This is a genomic window from Microcystis sp. LE19-8.1F, from assembly GCF_027531715.1.
Taxonomy (GTDB): Bacteria; Cyanobacteriota; Cyanobacteriia; order Cyanobacteriales; family Microcystaceae; genus Microcystis; species Microcystis wesenbergii_A.
In genome coordinates this window covers 1-26,751 of record NZ_JAPZSO010000183.1, presented here as the reverse complement: position 1 = coordinate 26,751, position 26,751 = coordinate 1, and the positions used below count along the sequence as shown (strand labels likewise).

General features: G+C 42.2%; 19 protein-coding genes and 5 pseudogenes. 7 read left to right on the top strand and 17 right to left on the bottom strand.

The genetic code is table 11. The features are described from left to right. Positions 1-189 precede the first annotated feature (189 nt). The 10 genes and pseudogenes from O9334_RS17445 to O9334_RS17405 form a co-directional block, all read right to left on the bottom strand. Positions 190-856, bottom strand: a pseudogene (locus O9334_RS17445) (WD40 repeat domain-containing protein); the annotation flags it as partial. A 183-nt stretch (positions 857-1,039) separates the two neighbouring features. Continuing rightward, a pseudogene (locus tag O9334_RS23205) lies at positions 1,040-1,345 on the bottom strand (Het-E N-terminal domain-containing protein); the annotation flags it as partial. A 674-nt stretch (positions 1,346-2,019) separates the two neighbouring features. Beyond that, positions 2,020-4,806 (bottom strand): cation-translocating P-type ATPase, encoded by a 2,787-nt coding sequence (locus O9334_RS17440; protein ID WP_288001467.1) that lies wholly within the window; start codon positions 4,804-4,806, stop codon positions 2,020-2,022. A gap of 245 nt (positions 4,807-5,051) precedes the next feature. Continuing rightward, entirely contained in the window at positions 5,052-6,158 is a 1,107-nt protein-coding gene (locus tag O9334_RS17435) for a hybrid sensor histidine kinase/response regulator (protein ID WP_288001465.1), read from the bottom strand. 206 nt (positions 6,159-6,364) lie between these two features. Beyond that, on the bottom strand, positions 6,365-6,802 hold the full coding sequence (locus tag O9334_RS17430) for a pentapeptide repeat-containing protein (protein WP_045359019.1): 438 nt from the start codon (positions 6,800-6,802) through the stop codon (positions 6,365-6,367). A gap of 114 nt (positions 6,803-6,916) precedes the next feature. Further along, positions 6,917-8,389 (bottom strand): BCD family MFS transporter, encoded by a 1,473-nt coding sequence (locus tag O9334_RS17425; protein ID WP_045359018.1) that lies wholly within the window; start codon positions 8,387-8,389, stop codon positions 6,917-6,919. Positions 8,390-8,461: 72 nt separating this feature from the next. Then, positions 8,462-8,842, bottom strand: a pseudogene (locus tag O9334_RS17420) (DUF4351 domain-containing protein); the annotation flags it as partial. Further along, positions 8,843-10,948: a hypothetical protein gene (locus tag O9334_RS17415; protein WP_288001459.1), complete on the bottom strand. Its 2,106-nt coding sequence runs from the start codon at positions 10,946-10,948 to the stop codon at positions 8,843-8,845. A gap of 294 nt (positions 10,949-11,242) precedes the next feature. Beyond that, positions 11,243-12,493 (bottom strand): RNA polymerase sigma factor RpoD, encoded by a 1,251-nt coding sequence (gene rpoD, locus O9334_RS17410; protein WP_045359015.1) that lies wholly within the window; start codon positions 12,491-12,493, stop codon positions 11,243-11,245. Positions 12,494-13,220: 727 nt separating this feature from the next. Beyond that, the gene (locus O9334_RS17405) at positions 13,221-14,822 is read right to left on the bottom strand and encodes a 2-isopropylmalate synthase (protein WP_045359013.1); all 1,602 of its coding nucleotides are present in this window, start codon (positions 14,820-14,822) and stop codon (positions 13,221-13,223) included. 175 nt (positions 14,823-14,997) lie between these two features. On the opposite strand from O9334_RS17405, the gene O9334_RS17400 reads away from it, so the two are divergent. Then, positions 14,998-15,333, top strand: coding sequence for a hypothetical protein (locus tag O9334_RS17400; RefSeq protein ID WP_045359012.1), 336 nt, complete (start codon positions 14,998-15,000; stop codon positions 15,331-15,333). A 94-nt stretch (positions 15,334-15,427) separates the two neighbouring features. Then, on the top strand, positions 15,428-16,975 hold the full coding sequence (locus tag O9334_RS17395) for an FAD-dependent oxidoreductase (RefSeq protein WP_288001454.1): 1,548 nt from the start codon (positions 15,428-15,430) through the stop codon (positions 16,973-16,975). Positions 16,976-17,216: 241 nt separating this feature from the next. Here O9334_RS17395 and O9334_RS17390 read toward each other — a convergent pair whose 3' ends face one another. Further along, positions 17,217-18,725, bottom strand: coding sequence for a helicase C-terminal domain-containing protein (locus tag O9334_RS17390; RefSeq protein WP_045359010.1), 1,509 nt, complete (start codon positions 18,723-18,725; stop codon positions 17,217-17,219). Positions 18,726-18,878: 153 nt separating this feature from the next. Here O9334_RS17390 and psb28 point away from each other — a divergent pair, with 153 nt between their 5' ends. Continuing rightward, complete coding sequence (gene psb28 / locus O9334_RS17385) at positions 18,879-19,217, top strand: photosystem II reaction center protein Psb28 (RefSeq protein WP_045359008.1); 339 nt, start codon at positions 18,879-18,881, stop codon at positions 19,215-19,217. Positions 19,218-19,300: 83 nt separating this feature from the next. On the opposite strand, the gene O9334_RS17380 is transcribed toward psb28, so the two are convergent. From O9334_RS17380 to O9334_RS17365, 4 genes are read right to left on the bottom strand one after another with little or no spacing between them, the layout of a single operon-like run. Beyond that, positions 19,301-19,819, bottom strand: coding sequence for an FKBP-type peptidyl-prolyl cis-trans isomerase (locus O9334_RS17380; RefSeq protein WP_045359007.1), 519 nt, complete (start codon positions 19,817-19,819; stop codon positions 19,301-19,303). 6 nt (positions 19,820-19,825) lie between these two features. Beyond that, positions 19,826-20,149 (bottom strand): phasin family protein, encoded by a 324-nt coding sequence (locus O9334_RS17375; RefSeq protein WP_002773863.1) that lies wholly within the window; start codon positions 20,147-20,149, stop codon positions 19,826-19,828. 14 nt (positions 20,150-20,163) lie between these two features. Further along, positions 20,164-21,987 (bottom strand): phosphodiester glycosidase family protein, encoded by a 1,824-nt coding sequence (locus O9334_RS17370; RefSeq protein WP_045359005.1) that lies wholly within the window; start codon positions 21,985-21,987, stop codon positions 20,164-20,166. A 10-nt stretch (positions 21,988-21,997) separates the two neighbouring features. Further along, positions 21,998-22,498 carry a type II toxin-antitoxin system VapC family toxin gene (locus tag O9334_RS17365; protein WP_045359004.1) on the bottom strand — a complete coding sequence of 167 codons (501 nt, stop codon included), beginning with the start codon at positions 22,496-22,498 and terminating at the stop codon, positions 21,998-22,000. Positions 22,499-22,748: 250 nt separating this feature from the next. On the opposite strand from O9334_RS17365, the gene O9334_RS17360 reads away from it, so the two are divergent. Then, on the top strand, positions 22,749-23,189 hold the full coding sequence (locus O9334_RS17360; protein WP_045359002.1) for a hypothetical protein: 441 nt from the start codon (positions 22,749-22,751) through the stop codon (positions 23,187-23,189). 248 nt (positions 23,190-23,437) lie between these two features. On the opposite strand, the gene O9334_RS17355 is transcribed toward O9334_RS17360, so the two are convergent. Beyond that, positions 23,438-24,991, bottom strand: coding sequence for a bifunctional pantoate--beta-alanine ligase/(d)CMP kinase (locus O9334_RS17355; protein WP_045359001.1), 1,554 nt, complete (start codon positions 24,989-24,991; stop codon positions 23,438-23,440). Between the two features lie 51 nt (positions 24,992-25,042). After that, entirely contained in the window at positions 25,043-25,225 is a 183-nt protein-coding gene (locus O9334_RS17350; RefSeq protein WP_288001447.1) for a YciI family protein, read from the bottom strand. Positions 25,226-25,454: 229 nt separating this feature from the next. Between O9334_RS17350 and O9334_RS23200 the strand changes: the two are divergent. From O9334_RS23200 to O9334_RS17340, 3 genes and pseudogenes are all read left to right on the top strand, one after another. Next, positions 25,455-25,595, top strand: a pseudogene (locus O9334_RS23200) (DUF6883 domain-containing protein); the annotation flags it as partial. A 3-nt stretch (positions 25,596-25,598) separates the two neighbouring features. After that, complete coding sequence (locus tag O9334_RS17345) at positions 25,599-25,850, top strand: DUF4926 domain-containing protein (protein WP_045359000.1); 252 nt, start codon at positions 25,599-25,601, stop codon at positions 25,848-25,850. A 503-nt stretch (positions 25,851-26,353) separates the two neighbouring features. Beyond that, positions 26,354-26,751 (top strand): annotated as a pseudogene (locus tag O9334_RS17340) (hypothetical protein); the annotation flags it as partial.

Genomic DNA, 26,751 nt, shown 5'->3' with positions numbered 1-26,751 from the left:
ATGTTTATGTTTGTGGCTAAGTTGACAAAAGTTGCTCAAAATATAGCCTTAACAAGATAAATCGGCCTATTCCTAGGTAAGCTGAGTTGAGGATAAGCCGAAACCCTAATTTTACCCTAGCTGGTTAGCTCTATTCTTTCGTGGAAGTCATGACCAAATCTCCTTAGTCCGAACTAACTTAGCTGACAATTAATTCTTTGTACCAATGCCATCACACAAATGTCTATCTTCCTCCCTGACATTAATATTATTCTCCAAATAAACCCGCACCCAATCGCAACTACGCTCCATTAAATCACTTAAGCCCCAGTCTGTCCCAAGATTCCAGATTTTGATAGTCTTGTCCCAACGACCGCTCACCAAAGTCTTGCCGTCGGGACTAAAATTAACAGTCATCATGCTCCCGGAGGGTGCGGATTTCTTCGCCTGTTTCTACATTCCAGAGTTTGATAGTATTGTCACCACTACCGCTCACCAAAGTCTTGCCGTCGGGACTAAAATTAACTTCATAGACATGGCTACTACCTTCTGGAAGTTGCTGTAAGGCATTCGTCACCTCCTCGTCATATTTGTGCTGCTTTTGCAAGGTTTTTCCTGCTTTAATCGCTTCGACGAAAGTATCTAATTCTTTTCCTTTATCGGACAAAGACAAGGAAGAAAACCCGCGAGCATTTGCCAGATTAAGTTCCGCTTGTTGTGTTTTTTGCCAAGCCATCAAACCCGATCCCGTACTAACCACCAGCGCCACCAAGGAACCCGCAGCAATCCTCCAAGTGGTTCTAATTTCCCGCCGCCTGGGGGCTGCTTCGGCTTGTTTCATACGTTCTCGTTCCTGAAGACTCCGCTTAATAAAATCCTGTTCATCTTTACTAATATCTTCTGGGCGTTTCTTCAGTTGTTCTTCTGCTTCCGCCAACGCCGCCCCGCGCAACCATGAGCCTTCATCCCCCTGCGTCTTTTGCCATTGCCCCATCGCCCCCCGCAAACGCTCCTGCCAAGCGCGAAAAATCCTGTCTGTGTCCAGACTAATATTTTGGGTGATAATTTGTTGTCCACCGGGCTGTTCTTGGAGCTTTTCTAGTAAATCTTGGGCTAATTTAGTGATTTCATTATCTTTATCAACCCCCGCTTCGACAATTTTATCTTTTAACAAACCTTCATCTTTCTTGATATCCTCTGGTTTTGCCTCTACCATTGCTTGTGCCAAAGCATCATTAGCAAATTTACGCTTAATCAAGGTTTGAAAACCTTGATATGTATCTTTAACGCCTTGTTCCGCCGTATCTTTAGCCGCAGCAACCGCACCAGCAACCAAGGCGGTGACAATCAGAGAAATTGGTTCCATTGTTTGATACTCCCAATAAAATATTGCTGATTCAATCTGGTTCTTCGTTACTTGGTATGGTTCGATAGGGGGGCATAAATCGACTAAATCCTTATCTGGCAAGAGACTTAATTGATTAGTTCGCTCTAGACAAAAACAATTGACAAAAATCGCCAAATGCCTTTCTATATAAGGGTTCCATCCCTTATACCCCCCGTCCATTGCATAACACAAACCGAAGAACCTTCAATCTTAAGATCAAAACAATTTTTAATACCGACATTCCGCACATCTTGATATATTTTTATATATTTTTACGGCTCTTCTCGACTTTGTGTGATAATTTTTGCTTATGGAATCGTGAAATGCTTATCGGGCAAGACTTTTAGTGCTATTTTGCGGATATTCTATCAGTATAGACCTCGTTTCCACACAGAAACAAGAAGAGCCATTTTTACATTCCCCAAGATGTTTTTACGAAAAACTGTCATTGTAGAAACTACTATTAAGAACTATGGTTCTTCGTTACTTGGTATGGTTCAATAGGGGGGCATAAATTGACTAAATCCTTATCTGGCAAGAGTTCTATTGATTAGTTCGTTCTAGAGCAAAAACAATTGACAAAAATCGCATCAATGTCCTTACGGATTTAGTATCAGTTCACTGTTTACCGAACAATGAAAAAAGCTCCCCAGTTATCGCCGATGATACCAACGGGTAAATAATTTTTCTAACTCCACCCAAACGAATAATAAGGTACTAAATCCCAAACAGATTAATAATTCTTCTTTAGTTAAAAATTGAGTGCCGAAAAAATCCCGCAGAGCAGGAACATAGATTAACATCAGTTGAAAAATTGTCGTCAGGGTTACTGCTACCCAGAGATAGGGATTAGTCAAAGGATTCATTTCTATGGTAAGATGATCGCTCGATCGCACGGAAATGGCATGACCCATCTGAGCTAAACAGAGAGTAGTAAAAACCATAGTTTTCCATGAACCAGTATTGCCAAAAAGCGGATCCAAGCGCACAGCGATCAACATTTGAGTGATATTAATAATCGAAAAAATAATCCCAATTCTCACAATATAACTGCCCAAACCGCGAGCAAAAATACTTTCTTGGGGACTAAAAGGAGGGCGACGCATAATATTAGGAGAAGCGGGTTCCACTGCCAAAGCTAAAGCAGGTAAACCATCAGTAACTAAATTCATCCAGAGAATTTGTAGGGGAGTTAGGGGAGTAACTAAACCCAAAAGAGGCGAAGCAGCGATAGTAATCACTTCCCCGATATTACTGCCGAGAATATATTTAATAAAACTGCGAATATTGTTATAAACCACTCGCCCTTCTTCCGTGGCAGCGACGATGGTGGCAAAATTATCATCAAGGAGAATCATATCACTAGCCTCTTTGGTGACATCGGTGCCGGCGATTCCCATGGCAATGCCGATATCTGCTTGTTTCAGGGCCGGAGCATCATTCACCCCATCTCCGGTCATAGCGACAAATTTACCCTTTTTTTGCAAGGCGCGGACAATAGTTAATTTATGTTCGGGGGAGACACGGGCATAGATGTTAGTTTTGTCAATGATGTTTTCTAGCTGAATTGGTGATAATTTATCTAATTCTCGCCCTGAGATCACTAAAGCTCCCGATTGGGCAATACCAAGACTCTTAGCCACCGCTAGAGCGGTTAATTGATGATCGCCGGTGATCATGATTGGACGGATTCCCGCTTCTCGACACCTAGCCACGGCGATTTGTGCCTCCGGTCGCGCTGCGTCGATCATACCGACCATTCCTAACCAAATTAGGGCATCTTCGCTGATTTCAGTTGATTCTGGTGGATAAATCAGGTTTTTATACGCTAATCCTAAGACTCGTAAACCCCTGTTAGCCATAGCATTGTTAGCGACTAAGACTTTTTCTTTTTCCCTATCCCCAAAAGGAAGACTTTCTAATCCCGATTGGTAGGAGAGACACTGTTCAAGGATTAATTCCGGGGAACCTTTGGTAAATAGTACGCGATTGACTCCTTGACAAATGACCGACATTCGCTTTCTTTGGGAAGAAAAGGGGATTTCAGCGATTCTAGGGAACTCTTGCTTGGTTAGGGATAAATTTAAGCCCGCTTTCGCCCCTAAAACTAATAAGGCTCCTTCCGTGGGATCGCCTAAAATGCTATCGTGACCGTTATCGAGGTCTAAACTGGCATCGTTGCAGAGGACACTGGCAATTAAGAGATGATGTAATTCTAGATCGGTTTTGGGATCGATCGCCCGTTGCTTGGAGTCTAAAAATTGTCCTTTTGGGCTATATCCTTCCCCTGTCACCGAAAAATTGCGATTAATTGTCTCTATCTCCCGCACGGTCATTTTATTTTCCGTTAGCGTCCCGGTTTTGTCGGAACAGATCACATTAACGGAACCAAGGGTTTCTACTGCCGGCAGTTTACGAATCAAGGCCTGACGTTTGACCATGCGTTGGGTACCTAGGGCGAGAGTCAGGGTGATAACTGCGGGTAATCCTTCGGGAACGACGGCTACTGCCATACTAAGGGAAACTTCGACTAATTCCTCTAGGGCCGACCAACCGGCATTGATCAGGCCGATGGTAATAGTCAGGGCCACTAGAATGAGAGAACCAGCAACAAGGACATTACCCAAGTGAGTCATTCTTTTTTGGAGAGGAGTGGGTTCATTGCCGACTGTTGCTAACATTTGAGCGATTTTGCCTAATTCCGTTGTCATCCCCGTATTGGTAACGATGACCTTGGCCCGGCCTTGCAGTACCTCTGTTCCAGTAAAGACAAAATTTAAGCGATCGCCAAGGGGAGTATCCCTGTCTAAGGGGTCAATGGAGGCGGATTTATTAACACTATTTGCCTCTCCTGTCAAGGCCGATTCGCGAATTTGCAGGTTAAAAGCTTCGATAATTTGGCCGTCGGCGCTGATTTGGGTTCCCGCTTCAATCAGCATGATGTCCCCGGGGACGAGATTAACCGCGTCTATTTCCCCGCGTTGGCCCTCGCGAATAACATTAACTTGGGGAGAGGAGAGTTTTTTTAAAGCGGCCAGAGCTTTTTCGGCGCGACTTTCTTGCAGATATCCGAGGATACCATTGAGGATGACAATTGTTAAGATAGCGATCGTATCTTTGAAGGGAACACCAATTTTAGCCAGATGACCGCGCTGTAATGCCAGTAAATCCAGTCCTCCGGAAATTATGGCCACGGCAATTAAGAGGAGGAGCATGATATTGGTAAACTGATCTAGGAGAATTTGCCAATTACTGCGCCCTGGACGTTCTTGTAGTTCATTTTTGCCATAATATTTAATTCTTTCGGCGATTTGCTCCCTATTGAGGCCATTAACAGCCGAACTACCGAGGATAGATAGGGTGGTTTCCACCGGATAGGTATGCCAAGGTTGTTGCAAGTTAAGCCTAGAATGGGCAGAATAGTCGGCATTAGCGGCCATGGCAAGTGAAGATAGTTGATCTAAATAGATCTTAGCCCTTTCTTTCCCCGGTAACAGGAAAAAACAAATGTTTAAACTGGCTCTTCCTGCTCATAGACAGTCTTAACGAGTAATGTAGATAAGTAGCTGGTTATAATTAAATTGAAGATATATCCCCCCTTAATCCCCCCTTGATCCCCCCTTGATCCCCCCTTGATAAGGGGGGTGTCTGAAAGTTTTTAACATCTACCTACTTAGTCAACAGCTTAGTAGGGCAAAGTAAACCAAAATTGTGAACCTTTTTCGTCATTATTCATAATGCCAATTTCACCTCCGTGAGCTTGGATAATTTGACGACATAGATATAAACCTAGTCCTAAACTAATCTGATTATTATTGTTGCCTCGTTGATAGCGATCGAATAATCGTTTTCTCTGGGTTTCGCTAATTCCCACCCCATTATCGGCAATAGTACACCGGAGATAATTGCCCTCTAGTCTAGCTGACAAAGTGATAATTATCCCTTGAGGATTATGTTTAAGGGCATTGGCTAATAAATTCTCAAAAACTCGCCAGAGATGGTGAGCATCGGCATTAACTAAGGGTAAATCGGGAGAAAAATTATTAATTAAAGTTGCTTGATTTTCCCTTAATCTTAACTCCCATTCCTGACCGATCTGTTGACCGATTTCGTAGAGAGATAAAGGCTTTAGTTCTAGGGAAACTCCCCAAAGATCATTTTGTTGGGTTTCGACGAGAGAATCAATTAAAGTTAATTGTCGCTCGCAACTGTTGGCCATCTGTTGTAAAATCTTCAGGGATACTTCTTTAGTTTCTCCCTGAGAATTTTTAATTAAATTATTTAAGATCATTGACATCCCGATCACGGGATTGCGGAGATCGTGAGAGACAGCATGAAGATAAATTTCTAAAGTTTCTTCAGTTTTTTGACGTTCTTTAATTTCGTTTTGTAGTTGTTTTTTTTGACGGCAAATAGTTAATTGATTTTCAATGCGTGCCATCACTTCTTCCCCTTGAAAAGGTTTAGAAATATAATCGACACCTCCCACTTGAAAAGCTTTGACTTTATCTAAGACATCATCAAGAGCGCTGATAAAAATCACGGGAATTTCTCTGGTTTTTTCATCAGCTTTTAACTGTTCACAAACTTGATAACCATTGAGATCGGGCATATTAATATCGAGAAGGATCAGATCGGGAATTAGCGATCGCACTGTATTCAGGGCCATCTGTCCATTAATCGCTTTGCGTACCTGATATCCCTTCTCGGTGAGCATAATCGACAATAGCCGCACATTATTGGGCAAATCATCGACAATTAAGACACTAGGGCGCGGTGTGAGTTGAGTCATGCCGGTTATTTTATAACTCAAACTATTTAGTAAGTAGCTGGTTATAATTAAATTGAAGATAGATTTTGGGTTCGATCCCCCCTGCCCCCCTTGATAAGGGGGGTATCTGACAATTTTTAACACCTACCTACTTAAAAGTGTATAAAAAAACAGACGCAACACTTGCATCTGTTACAAAATTAACTATATTTTGAGGACAAGAACATCTAAGGATTTTCACCACCGACAGCGATGCCTGTACCATAAATCTGAGCATTTGTCAAGTTAATTCTCTCCATTGATGCACCCGTCACATCAGCATCATAGATCATGGCACTGGTGAAATTAACTCCATTGAGATTAGCTTGATTCAAACTGGCATTAGTCAGAAAAGCTGCGGTTAAATTTGCGCCTTCTAGGTTGGCATCGGTCAAATCTGCGCCCTCTAAGTTGGCTTCCTCCAGATTAGCTCCCTGTAAATTCGCTTTTCTCAAATCTGCACCGATTAGATGCGCCCCTCTTAAATCTGCACCCTGGAGATCACACCCCGGACATTCCCGCGTATTCAATAATTGTTGCACCTGTCGGGGATTTTCCGCACCGACGGGGTTAATCAGCAGTAAGGAAGCTAGGGAACCTAGGGCAATCATTAAAGTCCTTTTCATCGTTTTAGCCTCCTCTTTCGTTTTCCTCTCTACTTTTAGGATAGGAAAAAAGCGGCTAACCAACTTCCCCCAATCGGGCTAATTCTCCTGTTCTCTCACTTTTGCTTGCTTTTGCTAGTCGATCTCTCCTTTGATGACAGTTGCGATCGCTGCTCGGGCATTTTCCTTAAATTCCTTGACATCAACGCGACTTAATAACCAAACTGCCAGGATCATTCCCAATGCTTGCAGGAGGAAAACTAAGCTATAGGCTAAAACTGGACTAGAAAAGATAACTTTACCGATATTTAAAATCGTACCGCCCAAAACCGTGGCTAATCCCCGGGCGATCGCTTGTGATAATCCCCAAGCGCCGATAAAAGTTCCCGCAGTTTCGGCAGCGGTTAAATCTAACATTAAACTGGTAGCGCCGGCGGTAATCATTCCCGAAGCTAAACCGAAAAAGAGCAAGCTTGATTTTAATAAACTTTGATTAGCAGAAAAGCCAGCAAAAATCAAGAGAATAAAACAAATTGTTGCAAAAATACAGCCATATTTAGTGGTTTTTTGTTTACCGATGCGGGGAATGAGCATAAATCCCGTGGCGGCAATACCAAAAAGGGTTCCAGTTCCCCAAAAAGCGTTTAATTGGGTGGTTTGGGCGATACACATCCCAAAAACCTCGCCACCAAACGGTTCCATAATTGCATCCTGCATAAATAAACTCAAAGTCATCATCAGCAGGAAGGTGAAAAATAAACCGGTTTGCCGACTAGCGGTGAGAACTTGTAGGGCATCTTTAAAGGTAATTTGATCCTCTCTTTGCACAAGAGTGGACCGACTACTAAAACGAGAATATTTTTTTTCTACGCCAAAAGTCGCTAAAATACAGAGACCGAAAACGATAGCGGGCATAATCGTGAACACGGGGTTAATTGTCGCCTGTAGTTGCGGAATATTGGCTATAGGGGCTGATTGAGTCGGATCATAGGTCAAAATATCTGTACCGCAGATATTGGGAGTATCCAGCAAACGAGAACTAACGATCGCCCCGACGACGATTCCCACCATCAGCATTGACCAAACTATACCAACTAATTGCGATCGATTATCTTCATCGGACACATCCACCAAGAGGGCGGAAAAAGGGGTGGAACTGGCACTTAAAGCGAGTCCGTAGAGGGCGAAAATTAAGGCTAAGAGGGCAATCCAAGCGTAGGAAACGGTATTCCATCCCGAAGTTTGAATACTAAGTCCCAATTGCCAGACTACCTGCAAAGCAATAAAAGCTAAAGCGGTAAAAACTGCCGCCCCAATCCAGACATAACCGCTGCGATGATGACCAAAAATAGTTTTACCGTCGGATCTTTGCCCAAACCAGATGCGTGCTGGACTAACAAACTGGTGCATAGCGATCGCAGCTGCGGCGAGAAAGGGTAAAACTTTTAACTCATCGATCATAATCCGATTGAGAACCCCCAAAGTCAGCAGGGACATAATACCTAGTCCCATCTGAAAGAGTCCTAAGCGAAACATGGTGAAAAGTCCCAGTTTTGGCCGGGGTTTTGGGGATGAGTGAGTAGAATTGGAGATATCGCTGGTAGCCATGGTTAAATCAATACGGGAAAAAAGCCAGTATTTAAAAATTTAACGCAGGACGAGCAGACATCTTCTGGGGATTTAATTTTCTATCTCCGATAACCAAGTGGTCAGATCTGTCAAGCTGGTAAAATCGAGCAGCGCTTCTCCTAAAGTTTCTAATTGTTCTAGAGATAGTTCTTGGATTTGTTGGCTTAAAGTCGAGGATATTTCACCTAAACGACGGTTAAGTAGCCGTAGAATCAAAGAAACCGCTTCTTCTCGTCTTCCTTGTGCTTTTCCACTTTCCCGGATATCCTGATAAATAACTGATTCGCGCATAATTTCTTCCCTTAATAAGCTTCCGATGATTTCCTTACTTAATACTAACCCCGCCAGAATTGCTGTAGCGGCGGCTAAATTGCTTTTTTCAGTTCTACCCTCGATATTATCAATTTTTGCTGCTACTTGTCGTAGAATTTCCTATTGTATTATCCATTTTCTGAATTTATCCATATCATTATTGACTACTGCTTCAAATGCCACGTTAGCATCAATTATCATCCTTGTAAAATAAGTATTTATCGGCTGTATTTCAGTATCACTCTCGGTTGCAAATAAATGTTTTCTGATTTCTAAAATAAGTCTTAAGCTGTATTCCTTATTTCTTTTTGAATAATCTTCTAAAAGCTTACTTTTTGTGTTACTACTATGAACTAGCATATTTCTAATGCGATAGATATTATACACATCATTTTTGACATCGATTATTGCTTGTTTTATTTTATTCAAGCAAGTTGTGTGATCAATAAAATGACCACGAATCTCACTTATATATTTATCGAATTGACTATTTTTCTGCTCAAAATCATCAAAAATTAATTGAAAGTTTTCAACAAAATTACTTGCGTTTATCAGAATAGAACCGTTATATTTTTTACTAATAAAAAATATATTTAAAATTTCATCAGATACTGAGAATCTATCCCATGGAAACCCTTTTCTCGCTAAATTATCCGCAAAAGTAGTTAGTAGATCAAAAAGATGGGATTTAATGGTAACAATAGCGAGCAATAATTGTAGGACTGAAATATTGTTCGCATTGTACCATTCTTCAAAAACAGGTTTATCAAATTCCTTCGGAAGCCTCACAGTAATTTTTTCCGATTTATTGATAAAATGCTCAAGGGAATACCAAGAATATAGAAGCGCGTCGGAACTTTGTACTGACTCAACAGATTTACGATATAGTTCAATAGCAGTTAACCATGTTTCAACGCTTTTATTAAGTGAGTTTTTAGAAGAAAGCCAATGACCAATTCTGTCAGTATAAATATTATTAGGAATATCAAATTCTTTAGAATTCGATATATAAGAATGCTCAAAAAAAGCACCCTCACCTAGATCGTCACAGATAATGTAATTATTTAATATTATTTGTATTTCGTTGTTATTTGTCTTTTTCATGAGAGTATCCTTTCGGAGAAAGACAGACACAGCCCTCTCTACTGTTCTTATCGCTTGATCCTTCATTGAATAAAAATCATTTCCTTCGATGTCAACAGCAACATAATAAATACTCTCGGACATCACTTCAAATTCCTGTATTCTTTTTTCAAACTGAACAAGATCAGAACTTTCATCTATGTATGTGTCGTCTCGAAAAATACTTCTTGTTATTTTTCCATGAATTTGCGGAATATAAAAATAAACGTTACCTATATTTAATGATTGAGAATTGGCTAGAGCAAAATTAGAAAGTTTAAAAATAACCTTATACTTTTTAGGTGGTTCGACATAAATTTTTTTCATCAGAAAAATCCTATCTTTAAGCCCCAAAGAGTCATAATATTGCTTGAGGGCAATTTTATAGTTTTCGTTTTCAGAATAAACTTCCTCGTTATATTTGGGTGATTCATATATGAGTGCACGGTATAAATACAATCCATCTGTCCTTTTACTTATAAGGTTCCAATGATCTTGAAACAAAGATAATTGTTTAGGTAATAAATTTTCTAGAGCTAGAGTTTTAACATGGTATCCTCGCTCAATAAACATTATTATAATAGTGTTAACGATAAATTTTAATTCCTCTCGATTCATTTCTTCTTTGAGGATTTCTGTAATAAGTAAATTAAGTAAACCTTCAAGACTTTCTACTGAAATTATCTCTTTTTGTATTATTTCAACAGAATATAATATGTCTTTTAATTCAAATTTTTTAGAATCTGATGCTGAATTTAAAGCTTCTAAAATAAATTTCAACTGAGTAGATATTGGTTTTGCCCATAAACTCTTAGCCGATGGCTCCCCAGCAGATTTTTTTGTGCCTTCTAAATATTGTTTAATCTGTGTAGTAAAATAATTTTTGGCAAATTGATTTTTTGAAAATTTTTCTCGATTTTCTAAAATTTCTTCTTCTAAATCTGTTATAATTAAAATCAGGTGTTTGTTGTAATCATTGTCTTTTAATTCTTTAATTGCCTCACAGCTGTCTCTCCATATAGATTTTACGACAATGAGGTTTTGACGAATAAACTCTGGAATATCTTCGATTTTAGAATCGCAAGCATCGCAATTGTGATCCATTTCTATTCTCTCAGTGAACTATAAATATAGTATAGCAGTTATCCTGCTGGTTTTACCCTCGTCAATCCCGCTATCGAATATCTTACCAACGAATACGGGACTTTCTATCGAGTTGAGGGGGAATTAATCGGCAGTAATCAAGTTCACCTATCCGTGCTAGTGGCGCATCGCGTGCGCCCAAAATATAATATGGATATTTCGACCAAATTGAGATGCAGCCGTCGAGGAAAGTGTAGATAACAATAAAACTGAGCCTCAAGGAGACTCAGTTTCTAGTTTTTTAAGGACGGGAAATTAACGAATGTACTCTTTGAGGATACTATTACGGTTAGGGTGACGCAGTTTCCGCAGGGCCTTGGCTTCTATTTGACGAATGCGCTCGCGAGTGACGTTGAAAATCTGGCCGATTTCTTCGAGTGTTTTCATCCGGCCGTCATCTAAACCGTAGCGCAGCCGCAGCACATCGCGTTCGCGAGGACTAAGGGTATCGAGGACGTTTTCTAAATCCTCGCGTAACAAATTTTTAGAAACTTCATCTTCTGGGGTTTCCCCATCCGCTTCGATAAAGTCTCCTAAACGGGAATCTTCTTCTTTACCGATAGGAGTCTCTAGAGAAATCGGTAATTGGGCAGATTTGGCAATAAAACGCAGTTTTTCGATGGTCATCTCCATCTTGGTGGCGATTTCTTCCTCGGTGGGTTTGCGACGCATTTCCTGAGAAAGAATCTTGGTGGTTTTTTTGATCCGGGAGATGGTTTCGTAGAGGTGGACGGGGAGTCGAATGGTGCGGGATTGATCGGCGATCGCTCGAGTGATGGCTTGACGAATCCACCAAGTGGCATAGGTGGAGAATTTATAACCCTTTTCGTGGTCGAATTTTTCGGCGGCGCGGATCAAACCGAGGGAACCTTCTTGAATTAAATCTTGGAAGGAAAGACCGCGATTCATGTATTTCTTGGCGATCGAAACCACTAAACGCAGGTTCGATTGTACCATTTTTTCCTTAGCGCGACGACCATGGTACAAACGACGCTTAAAGGCCGATAAGTATTCCTTTGATTTCGCCAGCCATTCTTCCACCATGGGAGCCATTAGCTCCGTCTTAGCTAAATAAGCCTTAATATCCGATAATTTCGGTTCTTTTTCCGATTTTTCGGCGATAATTTTTTCGATGCGCTCGAACAAGAAAACCTGTTTTCCCCATTCGGCATCGCTATAGAGGCGAAAGTCCTCGCGAATGCGTTCTAATTTCAGTAGATCGGCGATTTTTCTCGCTAATTCGATCTCCTCTTCCGCTCTCAATAACCGAATCCTGCCGATCTCTTGCAGATAAATCCGAATCGAATCTTCTGTATAGGGTTTTTTTCTAGCGGCGTCGCGACGACGAGCGCTGGCAAGGCGGCGGGTTTTTTTGCCATCGTTGCTATCGCTGACTTCTTCTAGCTCTAACTCGATATCCTCATCATCGAAGTCTTCGTCTAGGTCAATCAAATCTAAATTCAATGGCGGCTCGGTAAGGGTTAGTACATTGTGGGCCTGCGTCATGCCGTTTTCCTCTTGCTCCTTCTGTGCAAAACTAGAAGATCGAATCTCAATCTAGGTGATACTGAACGAATTTGTGTCTCAAATCCGAGACGGGCAAAGACTTTTCCGATTGTAGCTTTAATTACAACAAATGGGAGAAGATTTTTGCTTAAATTTCCTTGTGTCGATGCGATTTTAGCGACACGGAATGCTGTTTTAGCTCGGTCAACTCATAATCTGGCTCCTGCAAAAATTGGGTAAATGGCTGGAGGACTGAAATCCGATCGCCGGTTTGTCTGCGGTGTTGACCAGATAGCTAACAATCAAAGGAATTATTGGACGGGTTAACTGTTCCCATTGACAAGGGGAACAGCATCCCCATTTGCCTTGGCTAATTCTTTTAGTCTTTAGCTATTGTATTTAATTTGATCAGATTCTTGCGGGTAAATTTCATCCCTCATTGCTTTTACGCGAATCTGTTTTTGGTACATTCGCACCATGATTAATCAGAGCGCAAGCTCATAATATTAACTTAGCAACATTTTAGAAATTTGCGAGACAAATTTAAGATTTTCTCCAACAGCACCGTGGGAATTATGAATTATGAATTATGAATTATGAATTGGGGTGGTCACTGCCTGCGCGTTGCGGGGGGAAGTGGGGTAGTGGGGTGATGGGGTAGTGGGGGAATTTCAACTAAAACCCTAACACCCTAACACCCTAACACCCTAACACCCTAACACCCTATCTAGACTTGTAGCATTTCTGGGGTTTTTTCCTTCTGCTGCAGTGCGACATGGAGACGGTTTAAGGCGCTGACGTAGGCGCGAGCGGAGGCGACAATAATATCGGTATCGGCCGCGCGAGCAGAATAGGTGCGTCCTTCGTAACGGAGACGGATAGTCACTTCTCCCAAAGCATCGATTCCCTCGGTAACTTCCCGCACCGAGAAAGAGATTAATTCGTTCGGAATCTTCACCACTCGATCGATCGCTTTGCAGAGAGCATCCACTGGGCCTGTACCAATGGCCGCATCGGATAACTCGCTACCGTCGGGAGTGCGAATCGTTACCGTGGCCGTGGGCCGGGCGCTATTACCACAGGACACTTGTACTAGCTCAAGGCGGAAGTGATCGGGAACCGTATCGATTTCATCGTTAACAATCGCTTCCAGATCGCGATCGGTGATTTCCTTTTTGCGATCAGCCATTTCCTTAAACTGGATGAAAGCGTTATTAAGTTCCGTTTCCGAAAGCTCAAAACCCAATTCCTGTAAACGAGAGCGAAAAGCGTTGCGGCCGGAGAGTTTACCGAGGACGATCTGATTATGGGTTAAACCGATCGATTCTGCATCCATAATCTCATAGGTGAGTTTATGTTTTAACACCCCGTCCTGATGGATTCCCGACTCGTGTGCGAAAGCGTTAGCACCGACGATCGCCTTATTCGGTTGCACGATCATGCCGGTAAGATTAGAAACTAGGCGAGAAGTGCGATAGATTTCCTTGGTGTTGATCTTGGTTAAAGGTTCCGTGGACTCTGCTGGACGACCGAGGAAAGGATTAAAATAGGAGCGCCGGACATGAAGGGCCATCACCAATTCTTCTAGGGAAGCATTACCGGCGCGCTCACCGATACCGTTAATAGTACATTCCAACTGTCGAGCGCCATTTTTAACCGCTTCGAGGAAATTAGCCACCGCTAACCCTAAATCGTCGTGACCATGGACGGAGATAATCGCTTGGTCGATATTGGGGACATTTTCCTTAATTCCCCGGATTAAAGCCCCAAATTCGCTGGGGGTGGTGTAACCGACGGTATCGGGAATATTAACGGTGGTAGCTCCTGCGGCGATCGCTCTTTCGAGGACTTGATAGAGGAATTCCGGATCGCTGCGGCCGGCATCTTCGGGGGAAAATTCCACATCATCAACGAAGGATTTGGCATAGGCCACCATTTCCGGCACAATCTCAAGAACTTCCTGACGGGTCTTCTTAAGTTTGTATTGGAGGTGGATATCGGATGTGGCTAGGAAGGTGTGAATTCTGGGCTTGGCGGCGGGTCTGAGCGCATCGGCGGCTGATTTGATATCTTTTTGAGTAGTGCGGGCTAATCCGCAAATAATCGGGCTATCAGCTTCGCCGCCGACGCTGGCGGCAATTTTCTGCACCGCATCAAAGTCCCCCGGACTAGCGTGGGGAAAACCTGCTTCAATGACATCAACTCCCAGTCGTGCCAGTGCGCGGGCTATGGTTAGCTTCTCATCCACATTTAAAGCGGCACCCGGGGACTGTTCCCCATCTCGAAGGGTGGTATCGAAGATAATCACACGGTCTGGACTGGTATTCATAGTTTTTTTGTACCGTTAACGAACTTGGGAGTTGTTCCTCTGATTATAGCAGCCGAGGCCGAGGGGGTTATAAGGAAAATTGCCCTGAGAATTTCCCAACTTGCTCGCGCTTTTCCGGCTTGCCCTTTTTTTGGCTACCATAGAGGGTATAGATAAATTGGCGAGGGATTTAACAATGTTTGGCAAACCAGGGAAGGAACCGAACCCACCGGAGGTAAAAGACCTACAGGAGGTGATGTTTTCAATTAAGCAAAATCTCGAACCGGATCAGGATAAAACCGATATTAATCTTGTTGAGACTCCTACTCCAGAGGTGGTTACTGTAGTTGAAAATATTAGTAAAATTCTCTCTCCCTATTTTATCGTTTTAGTGGGTTTATTTCTCTATGATCGGAATAGTTTTATCGGTTTTTTATTAGTCTTTACGGGAGTTTTAGCGATTTTCGGAGTTTCTCTCAAGGATATTAATAAACTCTTTGAAGAAGGGAAAAAGTTTTTCCAATCTAAATAGTTTTCTCCTCTGGATATGGTGATAACTGAAAACTGAAAACTGAAAACTGAAAACTCACATCTGATAACTGATAACTGATAACTGATATAAGATTATGTCTTTAGTTGCATCTTTACTCGATCGAGTATCTCCTCAGAGTTTACAACAATTGCGAGCCAGCGATCGAGCTTGGCAAGCTTTGCGTTTAGAAAATCCAGTTATTCCTGCGGTAATTAATCAAAGTCAAGAATCTTTAGGAGAGACGGATTTTGATCTAGTTATTGCCGGGGGAACTTTGGGAATTTTCATCGGGGCCGCTTTGCAAACTAGGGGCTGGCGTGTGGCATTATTAGAAAGAGGTATTCTGCGCGGTCGTGAGCAGGAGTGGAATATTTCCCGTTTAGAATTAAGCAGTTTTTTAGAGTTAGATTTATTGACCGAAGCTGAATTAAATCAAGCGATAGCTACGGAATATAATCCTGCTAGGGTGGGATTTTATCAAGGTTATGAGCTTTGGGTCAGAGATATTTTAAATATCGGTGTTGATCCGGTTTATTTGCTAGAGACTTTAAAAACTAAGTTTTTGCAAGCGGGAGGGAAGTTATTAGAAAATTCGGGGTTTAGTGGGGGGATTATTCATCCCGATGGAGTAATGGTTAAAACGGGAGAAGTAACTTTAAAAACCCGTTTATTAATCGATGCCATGGGTCATTTTTCGCCAATTGCAAAACAGGCAAGAAAAGGAGAAAAACCCGATGGAGTTTGTTTAGTGGTGGGTAGTTGCGGTCAGGGTTTTCCCAGTAATGAAACTGGTGATTTGATTTATTCTTTTACCCCAATCTTGCACCAATGTCAATACTTTTGGGAAGCATTTCCCGCTAGGGATGGTCGGACAACTTATTTATTTACCTATCTTGATACCCATCCCGATCGCTTTAGTTTAGAATTTTTGATGGAGGAGTATTTAAGATTACTGCCAGAGTATCAAAAGGTAGATTTAGAAGCGGTAAAATTTCAGCGTTTTCTAGCGGGTTTTTTCCCTGCCTATCGTCAAAGTCCTTTAAAAATGCCTTGGTCAAGAATTCTGGCAGTGGGAGATAGTAGCGGTAGTCAATCTCCGGTAAGTTTTGGTGGTTTTGGGGCAATGGTCAGACATTTAAAAAGGCTAACTTTCGCCATCGAGGAAGCTTTACAAATCGATGCTTTAAACCGAGAAGATTTAGCACTTTTACAACCCTATCAACCTAATATATCGGTAACGTGGCTATTTCAAAAAACCATGAGTGTCCCGATGTCTGCTAACCCTAATCCCAATCAAATTAATGACTTAATGAGTGGAGTTTTTCGGGTAATGGATAAGTTGGGAGATGAGGTCTTAAAACCGTTTTTACAGGATGTGGTGCAGTTTTCTTCGCTTTCAAAAACTTTGCCTTTGGTTAATCCTCAATTAGTTTTACCGATGATTCCGCAAGTGGGTATCAGTCCTTTTATCGATTGGACGGGACATTATTTTAATTTAGCTTTGTATAGTGGTTTATATCCCTTAGCAACCAGCTTAAAACCTGTTTTAGAAAAGTTACCCGACAAGCAAAAATATCTTTATCATCGTTATTTGGATAGTTGGAAATATGGCTCTGGGGGAGATTTTATCAGTAATCAGTGATCAGTGATCAGTAAACAGTGAACTGATTACTGATAGGGTGCATCTCTTATTGGTGACATTCTCTCACATATTGGTGAGCAGCAGAAGTTATTCCAAGAGGGCGAATGCAATTCGCCCCTACAATAATATTATCGCGTCAATGGTAGGGGCGCACTGCGTGCGCCCAAATGTAATATAGATATTTCTACAAAATTGAGATGCACCCCATCTGATAACTGATAACTGATAACTGATAACTGATTTAATCTTTATCTTGAAAAAATTGTTGATCGAGATAATTAACTTTAGCATAGGGTTCTAAAGCGGAGAGAATTTGTCGGCCATAACTGCGAGCATTGACACGATTATCAAGAACAGCCACACAACCTTGACACTCCCGGAGAGACTGAACAGATTTCTGAATTTCCCTCACTGCTGTGGGTAAAAGATAGGCACGAAACCAGTCGAGATGTTGTCGTTTATAGTAGGCAATTTTGCCAGCAACGAGAGGATTTTCGGGGGAGGGTAAGGGTAAAGTAGCGATAATTAATAAACTGGGAGTGATAAATTTTTCTTGATGGGTTTGCCAGAATTGCCAACCACACACCAGAATAGTATTATTATTAATCTCAGTTTTTTCCACTTGCACTCGCGAACCGTAATCGGCTGCGATTTGGGTGGCAATTTGTGCCTTGAGGGGAACATCTTCAATCAGGATCACGATCGGTTGTTCACTGGTATGATTAGCACTAACTAATTCCCGCACTTGCTTTAATAACATCGGTTGAAATTCGGGCGTATTGGGGGCGCTGATGCGATCGGGTAGATATAAATGAATATATTCACTCTCGCGATCGGCTGCAAACTTTAGAGTTAAAATTTCTCCGATACCCTGATTTTGACGGTATAAATTAGCGGATTTTTCGCTATCTAAAAAACTGCCGATTAAAACAAAGGGTTGCTGCTGCCAAATCGGTTTGAAAAAACTAGCCACCTCCAAAGGACTGATTTTTAGGGTAAATTCTTCTCGATCTCGATCTACGGATGTCCAGAGGAGATAATTATGCTCGGTGATTTTTGCCGCTAAAAGTTGCCAAGCAGAATCAGTGGCTAAGTCTTGATCCAAGCGTTGCAGCAGGGCAATTATATATTCTTTTTCCTTGGCATCAATAAGATAGCAATTATAGGGATTAATGGGATGACCAAGAATACTTTGGCTAAGTTGTGCTTTAATTAAGTTTATAACCTCTCTATGCTGGGGATATGCTGACCCTAAAGCAGACCATTGTTCGGGAGTAATGGTGACGGTGAGATAATCTACTAGACAAGTTTCTAAATCTTCGGCTCGATCGATTATAGTGGCGATATTCTGGGGAAAATGGCCGAGATTGCCCAATTTATCCTCTAACCATTGTTGGGGTGTGGTGAGGAGTAAACCGGTAAAATTAGCGGGAAAGCGATCGCTTTTGAGGATATCTCGCTGAGTTTGTAACCATGCTTGCAGACGGGGGATTTCCACTTCCAATAGTAGGTTTACTTCCGACTCCGGGGCAACAATCAGAACAGGTGTATCACCTAAAAGAGCCGGGGTGAGATAACTGAGACAATAACGGGACAGAGTAGTTCCAGTTTGTATGAGAGAGGACCGTTTTAAGCGTAAAGCTCTAGCCACCAGTCGCCCCATAGTGAGATGATGAGACCAGTAAAAGCGCCCTTGTTCGCGTAAAAAAGCGCGTAGAGAAGAATGAACCGCTGCTTCTAATAAAACCATCTCATCTCAGTTATTGGTTATCAGTAGTCAAACCTACTCCCGCGAGTTGACCGTGGATATTTTAAGTTTATGCTGTCCCATCTGCTTTTTACCTGCGACTTGGTGTGAGATGATCTAGAAATGTGTATTTCATGAGAAGGATAAAGAAAAGTAATGGCAGAAATTCAGTTTTCCCGGGGGTTAAAAGAACCAGTTGTTCCCGATATCCGCTTAAGTCGCACTAAAACGGGAGAGAAAGGATCGGCAAAATTTTATTTTGAGCAACCGATTATCCTCGGAGATCAACAAACCGAGGAAATCACGGGGATGTATCTCGTCGATGAAGAAGGAGAAATCGTCACCAGGGAAGTAAAAGGCAAATTCATCAACGGTAAACCCACGGCGATCGAAGCTACGGTTATTTTCAATTCTCCCGCAGAGTGGGATCGTTTTATGCGTTTTATGGAACGTTACGGTAGCGAAAACGGTCTAGAATTTACTAAATCTTCCTGATTTTACCCTTAGCTTCTGGCAATTTGTCAAAAAACCCGCATTCGGGATCGATGCGGGTAGAGGTGAAAAATCAGAGGAAAAACCTATTTAACTCCCAACAATTCCACATCGAAAAGTAAAGTCGCGTTGGGAGGAATTACCCCACCGGCACCCCGCGCACCATAACCCAATTCTGGGGGGATAATTAAGGTACGCTGCCCACCGACTTTCATCGATGCGACTCCTTCATCCCATCCTTTGATCACTTGACCCACTCCAATGGTAAAGGTAAAAGGTTGATTGCGATCCTTGGAACTATCGAATTTTTTGCCGTCTGTCAGGGTTCCCGTGTAGTGAACAGTCACTTTTTGACCTTTTTGGGGAGTTTCTCCGGTTCCTTCCACGATATCGATGTATTTTAGTCCCGAATCGGTGGTAACTGCTTGATCTAAATCCATGGAGATGATTTCCTTATTAATAGTTTGAGTGATAGGGGGTGGATTGGTTTCGGCGGCGATCGCATTGGTTTTTTCCCCTCCACCAAAGAGGGAAGCAACGATTAAAAATAAGCCACAAACCGCAATGATAGCAAAACTGAGCAAGATTTCGCGCATTGATTTCATAGTTCCCTAACGCCAGAGTTTATTCTCTAAGTCTCTCACCTGCCGTTCTAATCTATCAATCCTTCCCCGCAGTTCGTCCATTTCCGATTGTCGGGGAACCCCTAAATCCTGCAAGATCTGGCGAATATAGCGTTCTAAGTTATTCTCGAAGTTCCCTTGTTCAGACTTCATCTGTGTCATCAGATCATCAACAAAGTTTTTAGCCTGATCGGAATTGATTTTACCGTCTTTTACTAATTCGTCGCTCACTTCTTTGATCTTCTCTGCCACCATGGAAGTAGTGCCAATACCCATCAGCAGCAATTGTTTAATCCAGTCGCTATTATCCATTGTTTTCACACCTTTCAAGGAGACGGGGATAAAAATATCCCTATTCCATTATGGACTTTTGCGGCGGTAACGGCAGAGCGATCGAGTAGATAACCCCCCAAAGCTATCCCCGTGGAACTACCACCATCTAGGTTTAAACCGTCTGTTGCCGCCATTAACAGCAAAATTCGGGCTAATTCGCCTAAAGTTGCCCCCCTTCCCCCGACACGATTATGGATAGCAACTAGCAAAATTTTTCCTTCTCGGCTGACTGCGATCGCACTGCGGGAAGCTTGTTGATTTTGGAATGCCGGACTAAATTTTTCGGCATTTCCATCCAAAACTAGGCGCCCATTCTGCAATAATAGGGGGCCAGCACCTAAAATCTGGGGATAATTAGCAAAATCTCTCGGTAGGGTGACGCTATCGAGGTTGACTGTCTCACCAATCTTTAAATTAATATCTGTCTTTCGGCAGATGACTAAATAGCCGTTTTCCGGTATGTTTATACTATCCTGTGGCCAAAGATTATTTAATTTCTCCGTCACGCGATCGCCTTGGACGACTAACCCGGTTTCGCGCTCGGTGAGGGGATGATAATTACTCCCCCAATCGCGAGTATAACGACTGCAGCCGGCTGTCAGGAAAGCACTATTTAACTGGGTTAGGGGAAAACGTTGTCCGGTGGCAGTAATGAGAGTTTCCTCTAAACTCAGGCGATCGATCCTGATTTTACCACGATTATCCCATGCGATCGCTCCTCGGTTTAAAATTGGTCCGGATAACCATTTGCCATCCACACGAATTGCCCCCAAAGGTAACTGATTATTACGATTAAAAAAGCCGCCATTAATCATCGCTACTGCGTTACTTTCGCTATTAATCGTGATCAGGGGATTAGTGCCGCGCATTGAGGTGGAATTAGCGGTTATTGGTTTAATAGTTATCTGGGGATTTCTGGGATCGATTTCTAACCAAGTCACGGGAAACCAATCTTTGTCTAACTGGATATATTTTTGATTCCAGATTAACCCTGGTTGCCAAACAATGCGCTTTTCATCCATAGCATCGGGACGAGAATCAATGATAATTCGGGGAGGATTATCCACACTGCCGATCTGTAATCCGTAGGCAGTGGGAAGGTTAATTTTTAAACGACTGATCACTCCATTATTTTCTAAGGAAGTGATCTGAGTGGGTAAGTTATTATTGGAGTTACCTAGATCATCTTCATCGTTATTTTGGTTACTGTTGCTGATAGTTTGGGGTTGAAACCTAGAGATAAGCGATTGCTGGGCATTTCCTTCTAGGGTAATTACTGCTTGATTTTTTGCCTGACTGACTTGCCAAAAGGTCGGGCGATCAAGTTGAATAATAATCCTTTGTACTGCTCCATAATTTTCTAGCTGAATATCTTGAATCTGAGGAGCAGGAAAGTTAATAGTTAAACTATCGCCATTAATAGTGGTTGTTGCCCCCATTTTTAGTAAAATATCCGTAACGTCTAGCCAGCGATCAGAATCGATCAAATTAGCCGATAAAGTTTGTAAATTAAACCAGCTTATCGGTTGCTTTTTTGGATCATTTGTGCTAAGAAAATCCATGCCAAATAATTGTCTTGCTCCCGTGTCACCCATGGCGATTCTGGTATTATTTGCTGCTGTCCACTGTCGCCAAGAAACGGACAAAGAACGACCATTAAGAATAATTTTTCGTCCCTGTTGCTGGTTTGATAAATCCCTAGAAGCTAAAGTTATTGGTGATCTATGATCGGCTAAAGATATAGCTGGACTGCCGATAATTATCAAGGAAGTTACCGTTAAACAGATAGATTTGATAGTTAGGTAATTTAACTTCATAATTATCTCCCTAAATCACCTTGTTTAAGGGGAAATTTGACGATTTATATCCTTGGCAAGAGAGGCTAGAAAGGAGGCTATTTTCTTGATGGATAACCTCTAATAATTCTTCAGGTGTTACTACCATAGGTTTAGAGTTATATAGATAACTAGAGGCTTTTTTAAGTTGTTGATCGTAGGTAACTAAATAATCACAATTAGCGGCACTACTTAAAATTAAAACATCATTCGAGTGTACGAAAATATTGCGAATATCTCTAGCATTTTCCCAATATTGATCAAGTTTAACTAAATCAAAATCCAAGATAGTCACCTTTTCTTGAATCCGATCGACTATTTCAGGATGATTACGAACTTCTGCTAAAAATAATAACTCTTGTAAAACAATCGCATTAATAGCAAGACAAACGCGATCGAGTATTTCTCGATCGAATAAATGTACACTGGCAAGATCTCCTCGTAGATAAGAAGCCAAAACATCAGTATCTAAAAAAACTAGAGGTTTTTCCATTGATTTTCTTTTCCTATTTTCCCAGAAACAATATAATTATAGCGTTTCTCAAATAGATGAGGTTCGTTCTTGTAGCTGAAATAGTTGATATGTGCTTCACCTTGACGAGAAAGGCTAGATCATCGACGGCAATAACAAATTATAGCAATTGTCGGCTTTTTTTGATAACGCACCTGAAGGCTGATTCCTGACCACTGATGCTAATATGGAAAGATAGAAAACTAGCATCCGCAGGGAAAGGGTTATCACATTGACGCACACTTTTTTATTAGAACCGGGACGATGGAAATTAGAGGGAAGTTGGTTAGAACGAGATAAAATGCCCATACCGATCAAGGGTCGCCTACTAATCGCTTGGAGTCAAGACAATTGGTTTAGTTTAGTCAGTAAATTAATCTTTCCTGATGGGGAAAAAGAAGACATTTCCTTTCAATACCGCGGTCGTTTGGGAACAGGAAAAAGAGAATATACTTTTGTGCTGCAACAAAGTATTTTAGGACAAATCGAAGGAGAAGGTTGGATCGGTGCTGATACTATTATCCAACGTCATTGGGTATTAACAGACAGCCGGCGCGGGGGTTTTGAAACCTTTTATCGCATTAATAACAACAGTTACCATCTTGCCAGTGGTATTCTCAATCGTCACTACCTAATCAGTACCATGGAAGCGATTCTGGAACGTCAACTTTAAACTGAAGACTGATGACGGAGAAACGCTGGAAAATCGGCCGCATTTAAAGGTTTTAGCTAGGGTAATAGCTTCCGTTAGTCCAGGTAAATGCCGATAAAAGAGCGATCAATCTTAATACAATCAAAGGGATACTTTCTTAAATAACTTCAAGGGAAGAATAAATAAAAGCAATCTCCTGACTTCTGACTTCTGAATCCTAACCCCACCAACAAACTTTTTCAGCCAACCCTAATCTCTCTAGGTACTGATCATTCTTTTGACCTAAAGATGAGTGTGCTTGAGCCTTGATGATAAAGAGCAATGATTTTTTCCGTGACTTCTGTAATAGTGAGATGATCGCTATTAACTTCGATCGCATCTGCGGCTTTTCGCAGGGGTGCTAGGGAGCGATTACTATCCAAATAATCCCTTTTTTCAATCTCTTGGGTTAATTCTGCGAGACTAATACCCCCATTTCCCTGCGCTTCTAAGTCTTTTAATCTCCTTCTGGCTCTTTCTTCGGGTGTCGCTGTCAAAAAAATCTTTAATTCCGCTTCTGGGAAAACATTAGTACCAATATCTCGACCTTCCACAACTATTCCCCCCGACATTCCCATCTGTCTTTGCAGGGTGACTAACTGCTCTCTCACCGCTTTTTGAGCGGCAATTCTGGACACTTGCGAGGTAATTGCGGGAGAGCGAATCTCTAAAGTCACATCCTGCCCGTTAATCTTCACTATAGTCACATTTTCGGGACTATCGGCCGGAATTATTTCTATCTTCGCTAAAGATAATAACTCGGCGATGGCCGCTTCTGCGGACAAATCCAGACCAGAATTCACCACCAACCATGTCACCGCGCGATACATCGCACCGGTATCGAGATAGGTTAACCCCAATTTTTCGGCTACTAAGCGCGTTACTGTCGATTTTCCCGCTCCAGCCGGCCCATCAATAGCGATAACTGCCCGACGTTGACGCAAGATAATATTATCAATTAAACGGGTTTGACCGATCGATCCAGCGATCGCTAACAAACCCCCTGTCTCGATCTGCTCGATCGGTTGTAAACTCTGGGGATGGACTAAATCCAGATACTGAGGGCGAAATTCTGGTACTCTGTCCAGATTTTTTTGCACAATAGCCAGTAGTTTTTCCCTTTGTCTTTCCCCTAAACGAAAACTTTCGAGGGCTAATTGCAAACTTTGGGCGATAATTGTCGCTTTTTCCTTTTCTGTGGCCGATAGATACTGATTGCGAGAACTAACTGCTAATCCCGATGTTTCTCGCACTGTAGCACAAGCGCGAATCTCGATCGCTAAATTTAAATCCCTGACTAATTGCCGGATAATCGCTAACTGTTGGGCATCCTTTTCGCCAAAATAGGCGATCTTCGGGGCAATAATATTAAACAACCGCGTGACAATTGTGGCTACTCCCTGAAAATGCCCCGGACGAAAAGCACCACATAACCCGCTAGTCAGAGAAATCGGGGGAACAACTGCGGTTATCTCCTCAGAATCACCAATTCCTAAAGTTTCCGCACTCGGAGCAAAAATAGCAGCAACTCCCAAGGATTCACACAATTGGCGATCGCTTTCAAAGGTGCGGGGATAGCGAGAAAAATCCTCTGTAGGGCCAAATTGTAGAGGATTAACAAAAATACTGACCACAGTTACCTCAGCTTCCGTCACTGCGCGCCGAATTAGACTAGCATGACCTTTATGGAGAGCGCCCATGGTTGGCACGAGAGCAATACTATGATCATGGCGATAATCAGCCAAAAAAGTGCGTAAACCGGGGATTGTTGTGAATATTTGCACAGGGTTCACTCCTTTGATAGCCTATTCCACTACTATTCGCCATTCGTGCAGTTAATACTCCACACAGCCATTTTCAATCAGGGGATGCTGCCCGATGATCGATTCGGCTGCTTCTAGGGAATCGGTTTTAAATAATAACATCCCATCGCCTCTTTCTATCCAATAACTCGTTTTTGTCTCCTGTCCTGTCTCGGTTAACCGCTGCATATATGCTTGTTTGACAAACCGGGGCATAATTTTTTTCAGGACAATGACTGGTGAGCAACCCGACAATTATATAGATTAATGGCAAAAAAGACTTGACAAAATCCCTCGATTTGACCTATACTTTTTATTATAATGGGAATCCGTGCCGAAATATATATAAGCCTTTTTAGTCTAGACTATTTAAAAAAAAATTATGCAATTACAACCCCAAAAAAACCTTGAAACAATATCAATTAATACACTTGATCGGTGAATCGAATACGGAACCTTCGATCGAGTCGAGGGCGAATTAATCGGCAGTAATCAAGTTCGCCTATCCGTCGTCACGATTTGGCTAAAACGAAACCTAGATCATCAATTTCAATTTATCACCCTCAAACCCCGAAAGGAAAAATAAACCATGGCGCAACTATACGAAGAAGTGACCCTAGCCCGCGACGTTCCCGAATACAATCTTAAGCAGGGTGATTCGGCGATTCTTGTCGATATAGTTGCCCATCCGAAGGGGGGTGAGGAAGGATATGTTTTAGAACTATTCAACGAAGTAGAAGAATCGGTTAACGTCGTCATTGTCCCGAAATCGGCGATTCAAGAAGGGGAAAAAGAAGGTTCTTCGTTACTCGGTATGATTCGATCGGGTGGCATAAATTGACTAAATCCTTATCTGGCAAGAGACTTAATTGATTAGTTCGTTCTAGAGCGAAAACAATTGACAAAAATCGCAGCAATGTCTGTCTCTATCGGGGTTTCATTCCTTATAACCCCCTCCCTTGCATAACACGAATAGAAGAACCTAATTTTTTTCAGGACAATGACCGGTAAGCAGCCCGACAATTATATAGATTAATGGCAAAAAAGACTTGACAAAATCCCTCGATTTGACCTATACTTTTTATTATAATGGGAATCCGTGCCGAAATATATATAAGCCTTTTTAGTTCCGATAATTAAGTGGTTCTGATTAAATAGAAGATAGATTTTGTCTTTGATCCCCCCTGCCCCCTAGGGTTGATTCATAGTAGGGTTGATTCATGAATCAACCCTACCTTGAGGGGGTTTGATCCCCCCTGCCCCCCTTGATAAGGGGGGTGTCTGACAGTTAACACCTACCTACTTAATAAACCATCACCGGGTAAATAGCCAGAGATAAAAATTATGAAGGAAAGCACCGTCCCCACCATTAATCTCGCCCCTAAACTCAGACGCGATTTATCTTTACGGAATCCCTTTGATTATCTTTTGCTGTTGTACTGGGTGTTTTATTTTCCCCAAGCAGTGCGCTGGTATGTGGAAACGAGAGACGGCGGCGATAACCATCCCGTACAATTGCGTCTAGGGATTCAGGGTCTTCTCTTAACTGTAATTACCCCTCTGATTATCTGTAGCATAGCGGCAAATTTAGGACTTTCTGTTGATTGGGGTGGCGTGGTGTGGGGCGTGGTGTGGGGCGTGGCGTTGGGCGTGGTGTGGGGCGTGGTGTGGGGCGTGGTGTGGGGCGTGGTGTGGGGCGTGGTGTGGGGCGTGGCGTTGGGCGTGGTGTGGGGCGTGGCGTT